This window comes from Streptococcus sp. SCPM-O-B-15304 (M98) (assembly GCF_058200215.1).
Window position 1 is genome coordinate 36,681 of sequence record NZ_JBYQGQ010000012.1, and the last position, 19,875, is coordinate 56,555.

Annotated in this window: 23 protein-coding genes; 20 read left to right on the plus strand and 3 right to left on the minus strand. The window is 41.3% G+C overall.

Annotated features, from left to right (window positions below; genetic code table 11):
* Positions 1-4 precede the first annotated feature (4 nt).
* The 3 genes from AC3E7H_RS07815 (at position 5) to AC3E7H_RS07825 (ending at position 1,047) form a co-directional block, all read left to right on the plus strand.
* The gene (locus AC3E7H_RS07815; RefSeq protein ID WP_000259322.1) at positions 5-385 is read left to right on the plus strand and encodes a rhodanese-like domain-containing protein; all 381 of its coding nucleotides are present in this window, start codon (positions 5-7) and stop codon (positions 383-385) included.
* Positions 386-476: 91 nt separating this feature from the next.
* Positions 477-704 (plus strand): hypothetical protein, encoded by a 228-nt coding sequence (locus AC3E7H_RS07820; protein ID WP_000660082.1) that lies wholly within the window; start codon positions 477-479, stop codon positions 702-704.
* A 115-nt stretch (positions 705-819) separates the two neighbouring features.
* Positions 820-1,047 carry a hypothetical protein gene (locus tag AC3E7H_RS07825; RefSeq protein WP_001156564.1) on the plus strand — a complete coding sequence of 76 codons (228 nt, stop codon included), beginning with the start codon at positions 820-822 and terminating at the stop codon, positions 1,045-1,047.
* Positions 1,048-1,090: 43 nt separating this feature from the next.
* On the opposite strand, the gene AC3E7H_RS07830 is transcribed toward AC3E7H_RS07825, so the two are convergent.
* Positions 1,091-1,816: a pseudouridine synthase gene (locus tag AC3E7H_RS07830; RefSeq protein WP_001234952.1), complete on the minus strand. Its 726-nt coding sequence runs from the start codon at positions 1,814-1,816 to the stop codon at positions 1,091-1,093.
* A 161-nt stretch (positions 1,817-1,977) separates the two neighbouring features.
* On the opposite strand from AC3E7H_RS07830, the gene typA reads away from it, so the two are divergent.
* Entirely contained in the window at positions 1,978-3,819 is a 1,842-nt protein-coding gene (gene typA, locus AC3E7H_RS07835; RefSeq protein ID WP_075228173.1) for a translational GTPase TypA, read from the plus strand.
* Between the two features lie 19 nt (positions 3,820-3,838).
* The gene (locus tag AC3E7H_RS07840) at positions 3,839-4,087 is read left to right on the plus strand and encodes a DUF3165 family protein (protein ID WP_000262656.1); all 249 of its coding nucleotides are present in this window, start codon (positions 3,839-3,841) and stop codon (positions 4,085-4,087) included.
* A gap of 69 nt (positions 4,088-4,156) precedes the next feature.
* On the opposite strand, the gene AC3E7H_RS07845 is transcribed toward AC3E7H_RS07840, so the two are convergent.
* The gene (locus AC3E7H_RS07845) at positions 4,157-5,128 is read right to left on the minus strand and encodes an aromatic acid exporter family protein (protein WP_075228174.1); all 972 of its coding nucleotides are present in this window, start codon (positions 5,126-5,128) and stop codon (positions 4,157-4,159) included.
* Positions 5,129-5,192: 64 nt separating this feature from the next.
* Positions 5,193-6,398: a serine/threonine transporter SstT gene (gene sstT / locus AC3E7H_RS07850; protein ID WP_075228175.1), complete on the minus strand. Its 1,206-nt coding sequence runs from the start codon at positions 6,396-6,398 to the stop codon at positions 5,193-5,195.
* Positions 6,399-6,549: 151 nt separating this feature from the next.
* Here sstT and AC3E7H_RS07855 point away from each other — a divergent pair, with 151 nt between their 5' ends.
* The 15 genes from AC3E7H_RS07855 to AC3E7H_RS07925 all read left to right on the plus strand — a co-directional run bounded on the left by AC3E7H_RS07855 (position 6,550) and on the right by AC3E7H_RS07925 (position 19,866).
* Positions 6,550-7,116: a mechanosensitive ion channel family protein gene (locus tag AC3E7H_RS07855; RefSeq protein WP_001154834.1), complete on the plus strand. Its 567-nt coding sequence runs from the start codon at positions 6,550-6,552 to the stop codon at positions 7,114-7,116.
* A 51-nt stretch (positions 7,117-7,167) separates the two neighbouring features.
* Positions 7,168-8,073, plus strand: coding sequence for a magnesium transporter CorA family protein (locus AC3E7H_RS07860; RefSeq protein ID WP_075228176.1), 906 nt, complete (start codon positions 7,168-7,170; stop codon positions 8,071-8,073).
* Between the two features lie 16 nt (positions 8,074-8,089).
* Positions 8,090-8,617, plus strand: coding sequence for a YqeG family HAD IIIA-type phosphatase (locus AC3E7H_RS07865; RefSeq protein ID WP_049529952.1), 528 nt, complete (start codon positions 8,090-8,092; stop codon positions 8,615-8,617).
* A gap of 2 nt (positions 8,618-8,619) precedes the next feature.
* Positions 8,620-9,726, plus strand: a complete 1,107-nt coding sequence (yqeH, locus tag AC3E7H_RS07870; protein ID WP_075228177.1) for a ribosome biogenesis GTPase YqeH — start codon at positions 8,620-8,622, stop codon at positions 9,724-9,726.
* 211 nt (positions 9,727-9,937) lie between these two features.
* Entirely contained in the window at positions 9,938-10,249 is a 312-nt protein-coding gene (gene yhbY, locus AC3E7H_RS07875) for a ribosome assembly RNA-binding protein YhbY (RefSeq protein WP_000060171.1), read from the plus strand.
* A gap of 51 nt (positions 10,250-10,300) precedes the next feature.
* The gene (locus AC3E7H_RS07880) at positions 10,301-10,930 is read left to right on the plus strand and encodes a nicotinate-nucleotide adenylyltransferase (RefSeq protein WP_075228178.1); all 630 of its coding nucleotides are present in this window, start codon (positions 10,301-10,303) and stop codon (positions 10,928-10,930) included.
* Positions 10,930-11,523, plus strand: coding sequence for a bis(5'-nucleosyl)-tetraphosphatase (symmetrical) YqeK (gene yqeK / locus AC3E7H_RS07885; RefSeq protein ID WP_075228179.1), 594 nt, complete (start codon positions 10,930-10,932; stop codon positions 11,521-11,523). The genes AC3E7H_RS07880 and yqeK overlap by 1 nt, the downstream gene beginning before the upstream one ends.
* The gene (locus tag AC3E7H_RS07890; RefSeq protein WP_000844693.1) at positions 11,524-12,024 is read left to right on the plus strand and encodes a cysteine hydrolase family protein; all 501 of its coding nucleotides are present in this window, start codon (positions 11,524-11,526) and stop codon (positions 12,022-12,024) included.
* Positions 12,025-12,036: 12 nt separating this feature from the next.
* The gene (gene rsfS, locus AC3E7H_RS07895) at positions 12,037-12,387 is read left to right on the plus strand and encodes a ribosome silencing factor (RefSeq protein WP_001003028.1); all 351 of its coding nucleotides are present in this window, start codon (positions 12,037-12,039) and stop codon (positions 12,385-12,387) included.
* 217 nt (positions 12,388-12,604) lie between these two features.
* Complete coding sequence (locus AC3E7H_RS07900; protein ID WP_025171257.1) at positions 12,605-13,345, plus strand: class I SAM-dependent DNA methyltransferase; 741 nt, start codon at positions 12,605-12,607, stop codon at positions 13,343-13,345.
* A 9-nt stretch (positions 13,346-13,354) separates the two neighbouring features.
* Entirely contained in the window at positions 13,355-14,452 is a 1,098-nt protein-coding gene (locus tag AC3E7H_RS07905) for a nucleotidyltransferase (protein WP_000156369.1), read from the plus strand.
* A 217-nt stretch (positions 14,453-14,669) separates the two neighbouring features.
* The gene (locus AC3E7H_RS07910; RefSeq protein ID WP_000404896.1) at positions 14,670-16,283 is read left to right on the plus strand and encodes a ribonuclease Y; all 1,614 of its coding nucleotides are present in this window, start codon (positions 14,670-14,672) and stop codon (positions 16,281-16,283) included.
* 136 nt (positions 16,284-16,419) lie between these two features.
* Positions 16,420-17,046 carry a guanylate kinase gene (gene gmk / locus AC3E7H_RS07915; protein WP_000775049.1) on the plus strand — a complete coding sequence of 209 codons (627 nt, stop codon included), beginning with the start codon at positions 16,420-16,422 and terminating at the stop codon, positions 17,044-17,046.
* A gap of 24 nt (positions 17,047-17,070) precedes the next feature.
* On the plus strand, positions 17,071-17,385 hold the full coding sequence (gene rpoZ / locus AC3E7H_RS07920; protein WP_007554975.1) for a DNA-directed RNA polymerase subunit omega: 315 nt from the start codon (positions 17,071-17,073) through the stop codon (positions 17,383-17,385).
* 84 nt (positions 17,386-17,469) lie between these two features.
* Complete coding sequence (locus tag AC3E7H_RS07925; RefSeq protein ID WP_000951888.1) at positions 17,470-19,866, plus strand: primosomal protein N'; 2,397 nt, start codon at positions 17,470-17,472, stop codon at positions 19,864-19,866.
* Positions 19,867-19,875: the final 9 nt, after the last annotated feature.

Below are 19,875 nucleotides of genomic sequence, written 5' to 3' on the forward strand. Positions count from 1 at the left end.
TAATATGGTAACTTGGGTATTATGGGGACTTATTATAGCGATGTTGGCTTGGATGGGATATAACTATCTTCGCATTCGTCGTGCAGCGAAAATTGTAGACAATGCAGAGTTTGAGTCTTTAATTCGTACAGGTCAGTTGATTGATTTGCGTGATCCAGCTGATTTTCATAGAAAACATATCCTCGGAGCTCGTAATATCCCTTCAAATCAATTGAAGACAAGTCTTGCAGCTCTTCGCAAGGATAAACCTGTCCTTCTCTATGAAAACCAACGTGCGCAACGTGTCACAAACGCAGCACTTTTCTTGAAAAAACAAGGTTTCTCAGAAATCTATATCCTCTCTTACGGATTGGATTCTTGGACAGGGAAGGTGAAATCGAATTAACAATGTGAAAAATCTTGTCACATATGTTTAATATAAAGTCTTGGCTTTTTATGGTATAATTGTTAGTATAAAATTTAAGGAGTTTTTGAAGATGAAAGAAAAGAAAAAACCATCACTTGTTTTAGGTGTCCTATCTATCGTCCTTGGTTTGCTATCTCCAATCGTAGGTCTCGTTTTGGGGATCATTGGTCTAGTCTTGGCTAATTCACATCAAAAAGAATCTGAGCTTGATTACAAAACAGAACGAATTCTTAATATCGTAGGGATTGTAATTTCTGTAGTTAACTGGGTTGCAGGGCTCATCTTAATGATGCACTAATCAGGATTCTAACAAAAAAAGCTTTATCTTTAAAAGCTTTTTTTGTTTTATCCAATTGATAAAGCTAATTTTTATAGTATTATTCATTTGTATGAGTTTAAGGAGTTTTTAGAATATGCAAGAAAAGAAAAAAGCGTCACTTGTTTTAGGTATTTTGTCTATCATTCTTGGTTTGCTTTCGCCGGTGGTAAGTTTGATTTTGGGGATTATTGGTCTAGTCTTAGCTAACTCACATCAAAAAGAATCTGGCCTAGACTATAAGAGAGAGAAAAATCTGTCCATCCTAGGGATTGTAATTTCTGCACTTCACTTTATTTTAGGTGTCATGGTATTTATACGCTAAAGAAGATTTTAAAAAGCTTTATTTGTTTAAAGCTTTTTTTGTTTTATCCACTGTTTTCTAAGTAAGCTTTAATAACCTGTAATTCTTCTTTGTTTAGAAGTCGGCAATCACCTTCTGCTAGTTCAGGGTCTAATAGGAAATCCCCGAACTGAACTCGTTTGAGAGCAGTGACCTTGACACCAACTGAGAGGAACATTTTCTTGACCTGATGAAATTTCCCTTCAGAGATGGTGATGGTGGCTCGGCTGAGATCAGGGCTTGAAGATAGAATCTCAAGCTGAGCAGGTTTACAAACAGTTCCATCAAGAAAAACAATCCCATCTTTAAATTCTTGAATATGGTCGGAAGTTAGTGGCCCATTGACCTCTACTTGGTAAGTTTTATTGACATGATATTGAGGATGGAGGAGTTGAAAACCTAGAGGTCCATTATCCGTTAAGAGAAGGAGCCCCGTCGTATCTCGATCCAGACGACCGATGGCGTAGAGTTGCTCTGACTGGAGATGCTGAGGAAGGAGGTCCATGACCGTTGGGAGTTTCTTATCCTTGCTTGCAGTCACGACTCCATTTGGCTTATGGAGCATGAGGTAGGTGTGTTCATATCCTTGGATTTTTCTATCTTTGAAAATCAGCTCTTGCAACCCGGTATCAACATTCTGTGCAAAGGAACTTGCAGGGAGTCCATCTACAAAGATTTCTTTTTTCAGAAGAGCTTGTTTCATGGCTTTTCGACTGATTTTTTCTTGGGCTAATAATTTATCTAAACGCATACCAGCCTATCTTATCACAAGTCGGGATTTTTGAAAAGAAAAGAGAAGGAATGAATTTTCTTTTGAAAACATTTACACTTACTTGAATTAAGTCATTTGCTTAAAATTGTGGTATAATCGTTCAGTTAGAAAATAAATTTTTGAATACAATAGAGGAAATCATGACAAAATTAAGAGAAGATATCCGTAATATCGCGATTATCGCCCACGTCGACCACGGTAAAACGACCCTCGTTGACGAATTGTTGAAACAATCTGAAACTCTTGACGCGCGTACAGAGTTAGCTGAGCGTGCAATGGACTCAAACGATATTGAGAAAGAGCGTGGAATCACTATCCTTGCGAAAAATACAGCAGTTGCCTACAACGGAACTCGTATCAACATCATGGACACACCAGGACACGCGGACTTCGGTGGAGAAGTTGAACGTATCATGAAAATGGTTGACGGTGTTGTTTTGGTCGTAGATGCTTACGAAGGAACTATGCCACAGACTCGTTTCGTATTGAAAAAAGCCTTGGAACAAGACCTTGTGCCTATCGTTGTGGTTAACAAAATTGATAAGCCATCAGCTCGTCCAGCAGAAGTAGTAGATGAAGTCTTGGAACTTTTCATCGAGCTTGGTGCGGATGATGACCAGCTTGACTTCCCAGTCGTTTATGCGTCAGCGATCAACGGAACATCTTCATTGTCAGATGATCCAGCAGATCAAGAAAAGACTATGGCGCCAATATTTGATACGATTATCGATCACATTCCAGCTCCGGTTGATAACTCTGATGAGCCTCTTCAATTCCAAGTGTCACTTCTTGACTACAATGACTTCGTAGGACGTATCGGTATCGGACGTGTCTTCCGTGGTAGTGTAAAGGTTGGGGACCAAGTTACCCTTTCTAAACTTGATGGTACAACTAAGAACTTCCGTGTCACAAAACTCTTTGGTTTCTTTGGTTTGGAACGCCGTGAAATTCAAGAAGCCAAAGCTGGTGACTTGATTGCCGTATCAGGTATGGAAGATATCTTTGTCGGTGAAACCATCACTCCGACAGACGCAGTTGAAGCTCTTCCAGTTCTTCACATCGATGAACCAACTCTTCAAATGACCTTCTTGGTCAACAACTCACCATTTGCTGGTAAGGAAGGTAAATGGGTCACTTCTCGTAAGGTAGAAGAGCGCCTTCAAGCAGAATTGCAAACAGACGTTTCTCTTCGTGTTGAGCCAACTGATTCACCAGATAAATGGACTGTATCAGGACGTGGGGAATTGCACTTGTCAATCCTTATCGAAACAATGCGTCGTGAGGGTTATGAGCTTCAAGTATCTCGTCCAGAAGTTATCGTAAAAGAAATCGATGGTGTTAAATGTGAGCCGTTTGAACGCGTGCAAATTGACACACCAGAAGAATACCAAGGATCTGTTATCCAAAGTCTTTCTGAACGTAAAGGTGAAATGTTGGATATGATTTCAACTGGTAATGGTCAAACTCGTTTGGTCTTCCTAGTTCCTGCGCGTGGTTTGATTGGATACTCAACTGAGTTCTTGTCAATGACTCGTGGTTACGGTATCATGAACCATACCTTCGACCAATACTTGCCATTGATTCCAGGTGAAATCGGTGGACGTCACCGTGGTGCCCTTGTTTCTATCGATACTGGTAAGGCAACAACATACTCTATCATGTCTATCGAAGAACGTGGAACAATCTTTGTTAACCCAGGTACTGAGGTTTACGAAGGCATGATTATCGGTGAAAACTCTCGTGAAAATGACTTGACTGTTAATATTACGAAAGCGAAACAAATGACCAACGTTCGTTCAGCAACTAAGGACCAAACAGCGGTTATCAAGACTCCTCGTATCTTGACTCTTGAAGAATCACTTGAGTTCTTGAACGACGATGAATACATGGAAGTAACGCCTGAATCTATTCGTTTGCGTAAACAAATCCTTAACAAGGCAGAGCGTGAGAAAGCAAACAAAAAGAAAAAATCAGCTGAATAAGAGCTAGAAAGAGCAGAAAATGGTCTATTTAATCATAGGGATTTTATTACTCTTACTCTATATATTTGCGACACCTCAAAGTATCAAGGGAACGGTTAATATTGTAATTCTTGTTTTTGGTCTCGTTTCCCTCGTGATTTTGCTTATGTTGTCCATCCTGCAAATCTTTCAGCTACCAACAGAATTCTTTATCACAGTAGCCATGCTGGTCCTCACGTACTTTAGTTTACGAGATATCAGTCTCATGTCGATTCGAAAAAAACACTAATTATCAATTCGAATCCTAAAATAACAAAAACTTCTATTAGCAACTATTTGGCTAATAGAAGTTTTTTGATTATGATAGATTGCTTTTCTCTTCAGAATAGCGTTGATAGAAGTCAACTTTCAGTTGAATAAAGTTTTCCAATTCGCGCAGGAGTTGAAGTAAGGTTGCGCGTGTTTCAAATTCTTCCCTTGTTTTAGGGAGGTTACGATTGCGAAATACCTGCAGGTAGCTTTCAATATCATTTAATAAATCGTTGGCAGGATTGGTCTGACTGAGTTGATCCGCAATTTTAGCGAATAGCTGGGCAAGGATTAGGCTTTCGCTTGCGGCTAGATTACAGGTATTGATTTGTTGAGCCATATTACGAAGAATGCGACTCTGTCTCTGTCTCATTTCGAAATAGTGGATATGATAGTCGGTCTGATGAAAGAGGTGGTCAGAGTGATCAAGATAGACCAGTTTGAGAGCTTCTTCAAGAAGCTGATCCAGTTCTTCAACGAGTTGGGCACGGTTACGACCATCGCCCTTTCCAAGATAATATTCAAAACGTTGTAGGATGTGTTTGAGTTTTTCTTCTACCTTGAGATGATAGAGATGGATTTCTTCTTGCCGAGAAGGCATGTAAAGATTGACAGTCAAGGCGAATCCTGTACCGATCAGAAATAGGAGGAGTTCATTCACTAGCAGATCAGGTGATGTAGACTTCTGAACCAAGAGATGACTGACCAGGACACTACTCGGGGTAATGCCAATCTCCCAGCCAAGTTTATAGGCCAGAGGGACATAGAGAGCCAAATAGAGACCAAAACTCCAGATGTGATAGCCAGTCAGGTGAAAGGAAAGGACGCCAATGAAAAGAGCAAGAAGGGTTGAAAATAAACGATTGCGAGCCAGCTTAATGGTGCTTCGACGGGTATCCGATAAGCTCAAAAGGGCGATGATCCCAGCAGAAACAGCTGAAGATAAATCCAGAAAGTAGGCTAGAACACAGGCTAAACAGGTTGCCAGAACGAGTTTAAAAGTACGTTGGGTGATAGACATGAGACATTTCCTAAAGTAATTGATAGAAACCAGACAAAACAAGCCCTAAATAGGCTTGCCTTGATTATTTATTGCGAGCAGAGGAAAATTCGGCTACTGCTGTAAAGAGGACATCTGTTGAAGAGTTGAGGGCTGTTTCGCAAGAGTCTTGGATAACACCGATGACGAAACCTACACCTACAACCTGCATAGCAATATCATTGGTAATCCCAAAGAGGCTGCAGGCAACCGGGATCAGTAGGAGTGAACCTCCAGCGATCCCTGAAGCACCGCAGGCAGAGATGGCTGCAACGATACTGAGTACAAAGGCTGTTGCAAAATCAACTGAGATTCCAAGGGTATTGACAGCAGCTAGGGTTAAGATGTTGATGGTAACAGCAGCTCCAGCCATATTGATAGTTGATCCAAGTGGGATAGAGACAGAATAGGTATCTGGATTAAGACCTAGATCCTCACAGAGTTTCATATTAACAGGGATATTAGCAGCGGAACTTCGGGTGAAAAAGGCTGTAACGCCACTGATACGCAAGCATTTCCACACCAAGGGATATGGATTTTTCTTGATAAAGAGAAAAGCAATCAGAGGATTGATCACTAGGGCAACGAAAACCATAGTGGCAATCAAAAGTCCGAGTAGGATTCCGTAATTTGCTAAACTAGCGATACCTTGGCCAGAGATGGTTTCGAAGACTAACCCGAGGATACCAAATGGCGCAAGGTTGATGATCCATTCGACGATTTTTGAAGTCACACTGGCCATTGTTTTGAGTAGTTCCTTGCTATTTTTGCTAGCTTCTCGCATGGCAACTCCAAAGACGATAGCCCAAGATAAAATTCCGATATAGTTAGCTTCGATGATGGCGTGGACAGGATTATCTACTATTTTTAGCAGAAGATTGCTGAGCACTTGTCCGATACCGTCTGGAGGAGTAACTTCTGTGCTAGCGCTACTCAAGACCATCTGAACAGGGAAGAGAAAACTAGCCAAAACTGCTACAAGAGCCGCAGCAAAAGTCCCCAGCAAATAGAGGAAAATGACTCTTTTCATATTGCTATCTTGGCCTTTTTGGTGTTGGGAAAGGGCGTTAGCGACTAAAGCAAAAACCAGGATAGGAGCGATAGCTTTTAGTCCTCCTACAAATAAATCTCCCAATAAACCAATGCCAGTTAGATTAGGAACGAGTAGACCTAGAATTGCTCCCAAGGCCATTCCGATTCCGATACGTTTGATCAAATTTGTTTTGTTCCAAGCACGAATGATTCTTTTCATAGAGGTCTCCTTTTTTGTGTATTGTTTATGATTATAGTATAAATATGCTTGAAAAGCAAGTGAGTTATAAGTTTCATTGGAATTAATGAATATTTATGAAAAGGATGGCTGGGAAGGATTTATGGTATAATGGATAGAAAAGGAGTTTTATATGCAAGAATTTTTTCAACGTTATTTGGATAAATTAGATCTAACAACTGTTTTAGAGAATCTCTTGACCAAGGTGATTTCTCTTTTACTTCTCATTCTTCTATTTTACATAGCTAAAAAGTTCCTCCATGTTGCTGTAGGAAAGATTGTTAAACCTTCACTTAAGTTTTCAAATCGTGATGCAGGTAGACAAAAGACCATTTCTCGTTTGCTTGAAAACATTTTTAACTACACACTTTATTTCTTTTTGATTTATTGTATTTTATCCATTCTAGGTTTACCTGTCTCTAGCTTGCTTGCAGGTGCAGGGATTGCTGGGGTAGCTATCGGTATGGGAGCACAAGGCTTTCTATCAGACGTCATCAACGGCTTCTTTATTCTCTTTGAACGTCAGTTGGATGTGGGAGATGAGGTTGTTTTGACCAATGGTCCTATTACTGTATCAGGTAAAGTTGTCAGTGTTGGAATTCGGACGACTCAACTGAGAAGTGACGACCAAGCCCTTCACTTTGTTCCTAACCGCAATATTACTGTGGTTAGCAATTTTTCAAGAAAAGAAGAGAACTGAAATTTTACTTGATTTATGGTACAATAGAAAGAGTTTGGTAAAGGAGAAACGATGTTTTTAGATAAGCAATTAGGAAATGGTTGTGTTTGGATCAACCTAGATGTAGAAAAAATTAAAAATCTTGAAGATTTATCTGAAATCTACGGATTAGATAAGGAAACCATCGAATATGCGCTGGATAAAAATGAACGTGCCCATATGGATTATAACCGTGAGAATGGGACTGTGACCTTTATCTACAATGTTCTGGATTTAGAAAAGGACAAGGATTACTATGAAGCGATTCCCATGACCTTTATCGTTGAAAACAAACGAATGATTACCATCAGCAACCATAAGAATGCTTATGTCATTGATCAGATGTTAGCTTATCTGGATAGCCATGAGTCGCTTTCTATTTACAAGTTTCTCTTTGCTGGTTTAGAGATTATCAGTAACGCTTATTATCCTGTCATTGAAGAGATGGATAAAAGTAAGGACGAAATTAGTGCCTTGCTACGTCAAACTACAACAAAGAAAAATCTCTTCGCCCTCTCTGACTTGGAGACAGGTATGGTTTACTTGACAGCAGCGGCAAAACAAAATCGACTCCTCTTGGAACATATCCAGGGCCATGCTCTTTATCGGAGATTTAATGATGTCGAACGAGAGCAGTTTGATGATGCCATGATTGAAGCCCATCAGTTGGTGTCTATGACAGACTTGATTTCTCAAGTCTTGCAACAACTCTCAGCTTCTTACAACAACATCCTAAACAATAACTTGAATGATAGTTTGTCAATTTTGACTATTATCTCCGTCTTACTAGCAGTACTTGCGGTTATTACAGGTTTCTTCGGAATGAATGTTCCTCTACCATTTACAGAAGAGCCTAATGCTTGGATTTATATCTTAATGGCTAGCTTGATTTTATGGGCAGCCTTATCTCAATGGCTGAAGAAAATTACTAGAAAATAAAAGAAAAGGAGCCAAAATGGTGATTGAAAACTACATGCCAGACTTTGCTGTAGAAGCAGTTTATGATCTGACAGTCCAAAGCCTGCAGGAGCAGGGGATCAAGGCTGTTTTGGTTGATTTGGATAATACCCTGATTGCTTGGAATAATCCAGATGGAACAGTAGAGATGAAGCAATGGTTGCATGACCTCCGAGATGCTGGGATTCGTATCATTGTGGTATCTAACAATACTCCCAAACGTGTCAAACGAGCAGTTGAAAAATTTGATATTGACTATGTTTACTGGGCACTGAAGCCCTTTACTTTAGGAATTAACCGTGCCATGAAACATTTCCACTATGAAAAAGACCAAGTGGTCATGGTAGGCGACCAGCTGATGACGGATATTCGAGCAGCCCACCGAGCAGGTATTCGTTCGATTTTGGTTAAACCCTTGGTCCAGCACGACTCTATTAAGACTCAGATTAACCGAGCGCGTGAGCGTCGTGTGATGAGAAAAATCGCTGAAAAGTACGGACCGATTACATATAAAAAAGGAATCTAATTATGGAAGAAATTCTCTGTATTGGTTGTGGAGCAATCATTCAGACGGAAGATAAGACTGGTTTAGGTTTTACACCTCAGTCAGCACTTGAAAAAGGTTTGGAAACTGGAGAAGTTTATTGCCAGCGTTGTTTCCGTCTTCGTCACTACAATGAAATCACTGATGTTCAGTTGACAGATGATGATTTCCTCAAACTCTTGCACGAGGTTGGAGATAGCGATGCCTTGGTGGTCAATGTGATTGATATCTTTGATTTCAATGGCTCTGTTATCCCAGGATTGCCACGCTTTGTGTCAGGTAATGATGTGCTCTTGGTTGGAAATAAAAAAGACATCCTTCCTAAGTCTGTTAAGCCTGGTAAAATTAGCCAATGGCTCATGGAACGTGCCCATGAGGAGGGTCTTCGTCCAGTCGATGTCGTCCTAACTTCTGCACAAAATAAGCATGCCATTAAGGAAGTCATTGACAAGATCGAGCACTACCGTAAGGGACGTGATGTTTACGTAGTTGGTGTGACCAACGTTGGGAAATCAACTCTTATCAATGCTATTATCCAGGAAATTACGGGTGACCAGAACGTCATCACAACTTCACGCTTCCCAGGGACAACTCTAGATAAGATTGAAATTCCGCTCGATGATGGTTCTTATATCTACGATACGCCTGGAATTATCCATCGTCACCAGATGGCTCACTACTTGACGGCCAAAAATCTCAAGTATATCAGCCCTAAAAAGGAAATCAAGCCAAAAACCTATCAGCTAAACCCTGAACAAACCCTATTTTTAGGTGGCTTGGGACGCTTTGATTTCATTGCAGGAGAAAAGCAAGGATTTACAGCTTTCTTTGACAATGAACTCAAACTTCACCGTACCAAGCTTGAAGGAGCGAGTGACTTTTACGATAAGCACCTTGGAACTCTCCTCACGCCACCAAATACCAAGGAAAAAGAAGACTTTCCAAAACTAGTCCAACATGTATTTACCATCAAGGATAAGACAGACCTAGTCATCTCAGGACTCGGCTGGATTCGCGTAACAGGCACCGCCAAAGTCGCTGTCTGGGCCCCAGAAGGCGTCGCAGTCGTCACACGAAAAGCAATTATTTAAAATAAAATCACTGAGCGAACAAAGTGAGCTCATAAAAAGATAGTTATTGCCGTGGTGTGATTGCCAATCCATAGATTGGCAAGGGGCACAATTGAGACCTAGGCTCAATTGTGAGGTCCGGAAATCCATTTTTCAAAGGTGAAATCATTGAAAAATTAGTTCCGACCGTCCCCCCCCACCTAAAATAACTATCAAAAAAGGAAGAAAGAATATGTCATTAACATCGAAACAACGTGCCTTCCTCAACAGCCAGGCACACACCCTCAAGCCCATCATTCAAATCGGGAAAAATGGACTCAACGACCAAATCAAAACCAGCGTTCGTCAGGCTCTTGACGCTCGTGAATTGATCAAGGTTACTCTCTTGCAAAACACAGATGAAAATATCCACGAAGTAGCTGAAATCTTGGAAGAAGAAATCGGTGTGGATACAGTCCAAAAAATCGGACGCATCTTGATTTTGTATAAACAATCAAGCAAGAAAGAAAATCGCAAGATTTCTAAAAAAGTTAAAGAAATCTAAGAACGATACTCCCAAAAGCTGTTTTTACAGAAGACTAAAGGAGATTAACCTATGGCAATTGAATTATTAACTCCCTTTATCAAAGTGGAGTTAGAGCCAGAAATCAAGGATAAAAAACGCAAACAAGTCGGTATCTTGGGTGGAAATTTTAATCCCGTTCATAATGCCCATCTGATTGTTGCAGATCAAGTGCGCCAACAGTTGGGATTGGACCAGGTTCTGCTCATGCCTGAATACCAACCACCTCACGTAGATAAAAAGGAAACCATTCCTGAACCCCACCGTCTCAAAATGCTTGAATTGGCTATCGAAGGAATCGAAGGTTTAGCTATTGAGACAATCGAGCTAGAACGCAAGGGAGTTTCCTACACCTACGACACCATGAAGCTTTTAACAGAGAAGAATCCAGATACAGATTATTATTTCATTATCGGTGCCGATATGGTAGACTATCTGCCTAAGTGGTATCGAATTGACGAATTGGTCGATTTGGTTCAGTTTGTGGGGGTTCAGCGTCCACGTTACAAGGCAGGGACTTCTTATCCAGTTATCTGGGTGGATGTGCCTCTCATGGATATTTCATCCAGCATGGTGCGTGATTTCATCGCCCAAGGACGCACACCTAACTTTCTCCTACCTAAGCCTGTACTAGACTATATTGATAAAGAAGGGCTTTACTGATGGCATACCAAGACTATATCAACTGTTCGCGTGAAGAATTGTTGGAAAAAATGGCAGAGATTCTACCCGAGAAACGCCTAACCCATTGTCTGGGTGTGGAGCGTGCAGCTATTGAATTAGCTCAACGTTTCGGTATAGATGTTGAGAAGGCTGGTTTAGCTGGTCTCCTTCATGACTATGCTAAAAAACTGTCAGATCAGAAATTTATAGACTTGATTAACCGTTATCAGCTAGACCCTGACCTTAAAAACTGGGGCAATAATGTCTGGCATGGGATGGTAGGAATTTACAAGATTCAGGAAGATTTAGATTTGAAAGATCCTGAAATTTTTCGTGCAATAGAAATTCATACAGTTGGAGCTGGTCAGATGACGGACCTTGATAAGGTTATCTACGTCGCAGACTACATCGAGCACAATCGTGCCTTTCCAGGAGTAGATGAGGCGCGTGAAATTGCTGAACTATCGCTCAATAAGGCGGTGGCCTACGAAACAGCTCGTACTGTGGAGCATTTAGCTCACCTGGGATTTCCCATCTATCCCCAAACCCTTGAAACCTATAACGCCTATGTGCACTATTTGAAAGAGGACTAAATGAAGACGGCTTTTATAATCATTGATGTTCAGAATATTTTAGTGGAAACTGGGTTTCAGACAAAAAGTCTATTGGAAAAAATTTCTTATTTACAAAACCAGGCTAGAAGCAAGAATATCGAAATTATCTATGTTCAACATATTGAGAACTCTGCAGCTCAAACATCAGAAGATTGGCAGTTATCTGAGCTTTTAAGTCGAAAACCTAATGAAAAGGTCTTTCAGAAGAAGTATAACAGCATTTTCAAAGAAACTGGTTTAAAAGAATACTTGGATAAACAGGGAATTGAAAAATTAGTTTTATGTGGTATGCAGACAGAATATTGTGTGGATACCTCTGTCAAGGTTGCCTTTGAATATGGCTATCAGCTTATTATTCCAGAAGGAACTTGTACAACGTTTGATGGCGATGACATTCCAGCAGAAACGATAAATGAATTTTATGAGGGCATTTGGGAGGAGCGCTTTGCAGATGTCCTAGATTACAAACATATTTTCTAGAAAGAGGACTAAATGAACGAAAAAGAATTACTAGAACTAGTCGTGAAAGCGGCTGATGAGAAACGTGCCGAGGATATCCTCGCACTTGACGTACAAGAATTGACCAGTGTGACAGACTACTTTGTTATCACTAGCTCAATGAATAGCCGTCAGTTGGATGCTATCGCTGACAATATTCGTGAAAAAGTAGCGGAAGCAGGCTTTAAAGGCAGCCATGTCGAAGGTGATGCAGCTGGAGGTTGGGTCTTGCTAGACCTCGGCAGTGTCGTTGTGCATATCTTTTCAGAAGAAATGCGTGTCCACTATAATCTAGAAAAACTTTGGCATGAGGCTAATTCTGTAGATCTCTCAGAAACTTTATAGTCTTTTCCTTTATCTTTTATTACGGCGTTAACTCATTTTGCCTAACTCTAGTTATGCCTGCAATTCGTTGCCTAGTACTAAAAGCAAACGAAAAGACTATAGCGTTACAATTGAACTCAGTTGCAGTCAACTGGGTTTTATTTGCTTATTTTAGAAAAATTGATTGAAAGGTAAAGGGCGAGTGGTGTTTGCCATGGACGCTCTTGGTATCATGATTATGGCGACTTATGAAATTTTTGCGGCTGTTTACGATGCAGTTATGGATGATAGTTTATACGACAAATGGACGGACTTTTCGCTACGCCATTTGCCTAAAACCAAGGACAGAAAGAAACTCTTGGAATTGGCTTGTGGGACAGGCATCCAGTCCGTTCGCTTTTCGCAAGCTGGTTTTGATGTGACTGGACTTGATTTGAGTGCGGATATGTTGAAGATTGCTGAAAAGAGAGCGGCTTCAGCCAAGCAAAAGATTGATTTTATTGAAGGCAATATGCTGGATTTATCTAAGGCTGGTAAATACGATTTTGTCACTTGTTATTCGGACTCTATCTGCTACATGCAAGATGAAGTGGAGGTTGGAGACGTCTTTAAGGAAGTGTACAATGCCCTCAATGAAGATGGCGTCTTTATCTTTGATGTGCATTCGACTTACCAGACAGATGAGGTCTTCCCAGGTTATTCTTATCATGAAAATGCGGAAGACTTCGCTATGCTTTGGGATACCTATGAGGACGAAGCTCCTCACTCAATCGTGCATGAACTGACCTTCTTTGTCAAGGAAGCAGACGGTTCCTTTAGTCGTCATGATGAAGTCCATGAAGAGCGTACTTATGAAGTCTTAACCTATGATATTCTGCTGGAGCAGGCTGGCTTTAAATCCTTTAAACTCTTTGCGGACTTTGAGGATAAGGATCCAACAGAAACCAGTACCCGTTGGTTTTTTGTGGCGCAGAAGTAGGAGATTACCATGACTATCACAGGTATTATCGCGGAGTTCAATCCCTTTCATAATGGACACAAATACCTGCTGGAACAGGCGGAGGGATTGAAAATTGTGGCCATGTCTGGGAATTTCATGCAGCGGGGCGAGCCGGCTATTGTTGATAAGTGGACACGGGCTCAGATGGCGCTGGAACATGGCGCGGATTTGGTAGTGGAATTGCCCTTTTTAGTCAGTGTCCAAGCGGCGGATTTTTTTGGCCAAGGTGCAGTGGCTATCTTGGCTCGTTTGGGAATTGATACCTTAGCCTTTGGGACAGAGGAAGTTCTGGATTATCAGAAAATTGCTGACCTATACTCAGAACGTGGTCAAGAGATGGAGAAATTTGTGGATAATTTACCTGATTCTCTTTCTTATCCCCAGAAAACCCAAGCTATGTGGAAGGAATTTGCAGGTCTTAATTTTTCTGGTGATACGCCCAATCATGTCCTTGCTCTAGCATATGCTAAGGCGGTAGTGGGGCGAAAGATCAAGCTTCATCCAATTCAACGTCAGGGAGCGGGTTACCATTCTGTGGACAAGGATGTGGACTTTGCCTCGGCGACAGCTCTTCGTCAGCACCAAAATGACCAAGATTTCATAGAACGCTTTATGCCTTCTGTTGCCCTTTTTGAAAATGCTAGCAAGGTAAACTGGGAAGATTATTATCCTTTGCTTCGCTATCAAATCTTGTCAAATCCTGACCTAACTAGCATTTATCAGGTCAATCAAGAAATGGCGGTGCGCATCAAGGATGCTATAAAGACAGTTCAGTCTATTGAAGAATTAGTCGACGCAGTTGCTACCAAACGCTACACCAAGGCGCGTGTGCGACGCCTCTTGACCTATATCTTGGTACAAGCCAGAGAAAGTGACCTTCCAGAAGGTATTCATGTCCTTGGTTTTACCGAAAAAGGCAGACAACACCTCAAGTCTCTGAAAGACCAGGTCCATCTAGTTAGTCGAATCGGCAAAGAGCCCTGGGATGCTATGACTCAAAAGGCAGACCAAATTTATCAACTGGGACACCCAAGTATCGCAGAACAAAATTTTGGTCGAGTGCCAATTAAAATCGAATCAAACTGAGTCTACTGAAAGGTAGGCTTTTTAACTTATTTTTTTCTAAAAAAATCTTTAAAAATTTACTTAGGGAGAATAGCCTATTTTATTAGGGAAAATAAGGATTTTTAGACTTGAAATGTCCAAAACAACCTCAATTTAAGGTTTGTTAAAAATGATTTTTTATGGTAGAATGTATAAGAATGCATATCATTCGGATAAACAAATAAATTGAGGTAAAAACATGGAAATTATGGCGATTGTTATAGTTGTTTTTGCCGTCATCATTGGTTTAGTCATTGGATATGTCAGCATCTCAGTCAAGATGAAATCATCACAAGAGGCTGCAGAGCTGATGCTTTTAAATGCTGAACAAGAAGCAACTAATTTACGAGGACAAGCTGAGCGCGAAGCGGATTTATTACTCAATGAAGCTAAGAGCGAAAGCAAGTCTCTTAAAAAAGAAGCACTATTGGAGGCCAAAGAAGAAGCCAGAAAATACCGTGAAGAAGTGGACGCTGAATTTAAATCAGAACGTCAAGAACTCAAGCAAATCGAAAGTCGTTTGACCGAACGTGCTAGCAGTCTTGATCGTAAAGATGACAATTTGACGAACAAAGAAAAAACACTTGAACAAAAAGAACAAAGTATTTCTGATAGAGCAAAAAACCTTGATGTACGTGAAGAGCAACTAGAAGAAATTGAGAAACAAAAGCAAGCTGAACTAGAGCGTATTGGAACTCTGACTCAGTCGGAAGCAAAAGACATTATCTTGGCCCAGACAGAGGAAAACTTGACTAAGGAAATTGCTAGTCGCATTCGTGAGGCTGAGCAAGAAGTTAAGGAACGTTCCGACAAATTGGCTAAGGACATCTTGTCTCAAGCCATGCAGAGAATTGCTGGTGAGTATGTGGCTGAGTCTACCAACTCTACGGTTCATCTGCCTGATGATACTATGAAAGGTCGTATCATTGGTCGTGAAGGACGTAATATTCGTACCTTTGAAAGTTTGACAGGGGTTGATGTTATCATTGACGACACTCCAGAAGTGGTAACCTTGTCAGGTTTTGACCCTATCCGTCGCGAGATTGCCCGTATGACGATGGAAACCTTGCTTAAGGATGGACGTATCCACCCAGCTCGTATCGAAGAGTTGGTTGAGAAAAATCGTCAAGAGATTGATAACAAGATTCGTGAATATGGTGAAGCCGCAGCCTATGAAATTGGTGCACCGAACCTTCACCCAGACTTGATGAAGATCATGGGTCGCTTGCAGTTCCGTACTTCATACGGACAAAATGTCTTGCGTCATTCGATTGAAGTTGCTAAGTTGGCTGGTATTATGGCCAGCGAACTTGGTGAAAATGCTACCCTTGCTCGTCGTGCGGGATTCCTTCACGATATTGGTAAAGCCATTGACCGTGAAGTAGAAGGTAGCCACGTTGAGATTGGTACCGAGTTAGCTCGCAAGTACAAAGAGCATCCAGTTGTAATCAACACCATTGCAAGTCACCACGGAGATGTAGAACCTGAAAGTGTGATCGCAGTTATCGTTGCTGCAGCGGATGCCTTAAGCGCAGCCCGTCCAGGAGCTCGTAGTGAGTCACTCGAAAGCTACATTAAACGTCTCCATGACCTTGAAGAAATTGCGAATAGCTTTGAAGGAGTTCAAAATAGCTTTGCCCTTCAAGCTGGTCGCGAAATCCGCATTATGGTAAATCCAGGTCAAATCAAGGATGACAAGGTCACAATCTTATCTCATAAAGTTCGTGAGAAAATCGAAAACAATCTCGATTACCCAGGAAATATCAAGGTAACCGTGATTCGTGAACTTCGTGCAGTTGATTATGCAAAATAAATAAGAAAGAGCAGTTGAAAAATTACTGCTTTTTTGTTACACTAGATAGAAAGATTGTAGCGAGCAGAAATGGCTTTAGATATATAATCTTACAGAAATTTTCAAGTCATTTCACAAACTATCCAAAGGAGATATAATGGCAGACCGAGGCTTACTAATCGTTTTTTCAGGTCCTTCAGGAGTTGGAAAAGGAACGGTTAGACGAGAAATTTTTGAGAGTTCTGAAAATCAATTTCAATATTCTGTATCTATGACAACGCGGGCACAACGTCCAGGTGAAGTAGATGGTGTTGATTATTTCTTCCGTACACGGGAAGAATTTGAAGAATTGATCCGTCAAGGGCAAATGTTAGAGTATGCAGAGTATGTGGGTAACTACTATGGAACTCCTCTGACTTATGTAAATGAAACGCTTGATAAGGGAATCGATGTCTTTCTTGAAATTGAAGTGCAGGGAGCTCTTCAGGTCAAGAAAAAAGTTCCAGATGCTGTCTTTATCTTTTTGACACCACCAGATTTGGAAGAATTGCAAGACCGTCTCGTAGGCCGTGGTACAGATAGTGCAGAAGTGATTGCTCAGCGTATCGAAAAAGCCAAGGAAGAAATTGCTTTGATGCGTGAGTATGACTATGCCATTGTCAATGACCATGTTCCTCTTGCCGCAGAACGTGTAAAACGTGTGATTGAAGCAGAACATTTCCGTGTGGACCGTGTGATTGGTCACTATCAGGATATGCTACCAAAGTCTCCGACTATTCGATAAAATTTAGAAAACAGGTACAAACAAATGATGCTTAAACCCTCTATCGATACCTTGCTTGATAAGGTACCATCAAAATATTCACTCGTAATCTTGGAAGCAAAACGTGCTCACGAATTAGAAGCTGGAGCACCTCCAACTCAAGAATTTAAATCTGTAAAATCTACACTTCGTGCCTTGGAAGAGATTGAATCTGGGAATGTAACCATCCACCCAGATCCAGAAGGAAAACGCGAAGCTGTTCGCCGTCGTATCGAAGAAGAAAGACGATTGAAAGAAGAAGAAGAAAAGAAAATCAAAGAGCAAATCGCGAAAGAAAAAGAAGAAGGTGAAAAAATTTAAGGTTGGGGGGACTCAATCTTATTTTTTCTATTGCAAGAATACTCACTCAATTGAAAAGATTTAAGAAGAGAAGGAGGTGAGGATATGGCTATTGCAAAAATCATTGTAGATGTTCCCTTGATGCAGACAGACCAGCCCTATAGCTACAAGATTCCAGAGGAATTTGAGGGGATGCTGGAAGTTGGCATGCGAGTTCATGTACCTTTTGGGAAGGCCAATCGCTTGATTCAGGGTATTGTTCTTGGAATGGAGTCTCAATCTGATGCAGATGTGGCAGACGAAGATTTGAAAGAGATTGCCGAGGTACTTGACTTTTCTCCAGTTTTAACAGAGGAACAACTCTGGCTAGCAGAGGAGTTACGTAAATCAGTCTTCTCCTACAAAATTTCCATTCTAAAAGCTATGCTCCCTGGATTTTTGAACTCTAGCTATGATAAGATCCTCTATCCTCTGGAAGGCTTAAGTCAAGAAGATAGAGAACGCTTATTCGGTTCACAGGAGTCTCTAGCATTTTCATCTCTAGACTTAGAAAAGCAGGCTGAGATGATGCGATTGACTCGAAAAGGGCTTTTAAAACTAGAGTACCAGGCTGTGGATCAGAAGAAGGTTAAGACGCAGTCTTGGGTTGAAGTTCATCTTGAACAGTTAGAAAAGCTAGAAATTTCAAATCGTGCCAAGAAGAAATTGGAACTGCGAGAATATTTATTAGCACATCCTGAAACAGTTCCTTTGGCTGATTTGTTAGAACATTACTCACGCGAACAAGTCAATTTCTTCGTGGATCACGGTGCTATCACCATCGTGCAAAAAGAAGTCCAACGTTCAGCGGCTTATTTTGAAGACATTGAGGCTAGCCAATCCTTAGAGTTAAATCCAGAACAAAAAGAAGCCTGTGAGGCGGTTGTTGGAGCGATTGGGAAGAAACACCCTCCCTTTCTTTTACAAGGAATCACTGGAAGTGGGAAAACGGAGGTTTACTTGCAGATTATCCAAGGGGCTTTGGATTTGGGAAAAACAGCGATTGTTCTAGTCCCGGAAATCTCTCTGACACCTCAAATGACCGAGCGATTTATTGCTCGTTTTGGTGAGAAAGTTGCCATTCTCCACTCTGGCTTGTCCAATGGTGAGAAGTATGATGAATGGCGCAAGGTGGAGCGAGGAGAAGCCCAGGTAGTTGTTGGTGCTAGGTCTGCCATTTTTGCACCTTTGAAAAATCTAGGGGTAATCATTATCGATGAGGAGCACGAGGCCAGCTACAAGCAAGACAGCAATCCACGTTACCATGCTAGAGATGTGGCTCTTTTACGAGCGCAGTACAATCAAGCAGCATTAGTCCTTGGTTCTGCAACACCGAGTCTAGAAAGTCGTGCGCGTGCTGGTAAGGGTGTTTATCAACATCTACGCCTAACTCAACGTGCCAATCCTTTAGCAAGTATCCCTGAAGTTCAACTCATTGACTTTCGTGATTATATCGGGCAAAATGAAACATCAAACTTTACACCACCACTGATTGAGGCCATTCAAGATCGACTGGATAAAAAAGAGCAGGTTGTTCTCATGCTCAATCGCCGTGGCTATTCTAGCTTTGTCATGTGTCGGGAATGTGGGACCGTGGACACCTGTCCAAACTGTGATATTTCTCTGACGCTCCACATGGACACTAAGACTATGAACTGTCATTATTGTGGTTTTTCGAAGGAAATTCCTCATGTCTGCCCAAACTGTCAGAGTCGCAGTATTCGTTACTATGGAACAGGAACTCAAAAGGCCTACGATGAGCTGGTTGAACTCTTTCCAGAGGCTCGCATTCTGCGAATGGATGTAGATACAACTCGTAAAAAAGGCAGTCACCAAGCTCTACTTGAACAATTTGGCAATGGTGAAGCGGACATATTGCTAGGAACCCAGATGATTGCCAAGGGCTTGGATTTTCCAAATGTGACCTTGGTTGGTGTTCTCAATGCGGATACAGCCTTGAATCTGCCTGATTTCCGTTCTTCTGAGAGAACCTTCCAACTCTTGACCCAGGTAGCTGGACGAGCAGGTCGAGCTGAGAAAGCAGGACAGGTCTTGATTCAGTCCTATAATCCTCAGCATTATGCCATTCGTTTTGCCAAGGATCAGGACTACGAAGGTTTCTATGCCTATGAGATGGGTATCAGACGTCAGTTGGGTTACCCGCCTTATTATTTCACTATTGGGATTACCTTGTCTCATAAAAAAGAGGAGGAGGTTCTTAGACGTGCTTATCAAGTCATGGGTATTTTGAGGTCTGGTTTGTCGGATGCTAGTAAAATCCTAGGACCGACCCCTAAACCGATTGCTCGTACGCATAACCTCTATCATTATCAGATTTTAATTAAATACCGTTTAGAAGATGAGCTTGGTCCAACCCTTAACCAGGTCTTGGCCTTGACACAAGAACGGGAAAATAGCGAACTTCGTCTCAGTATTGATCACGAACCGCAACAGTTTTTATAAGAAGGAGAA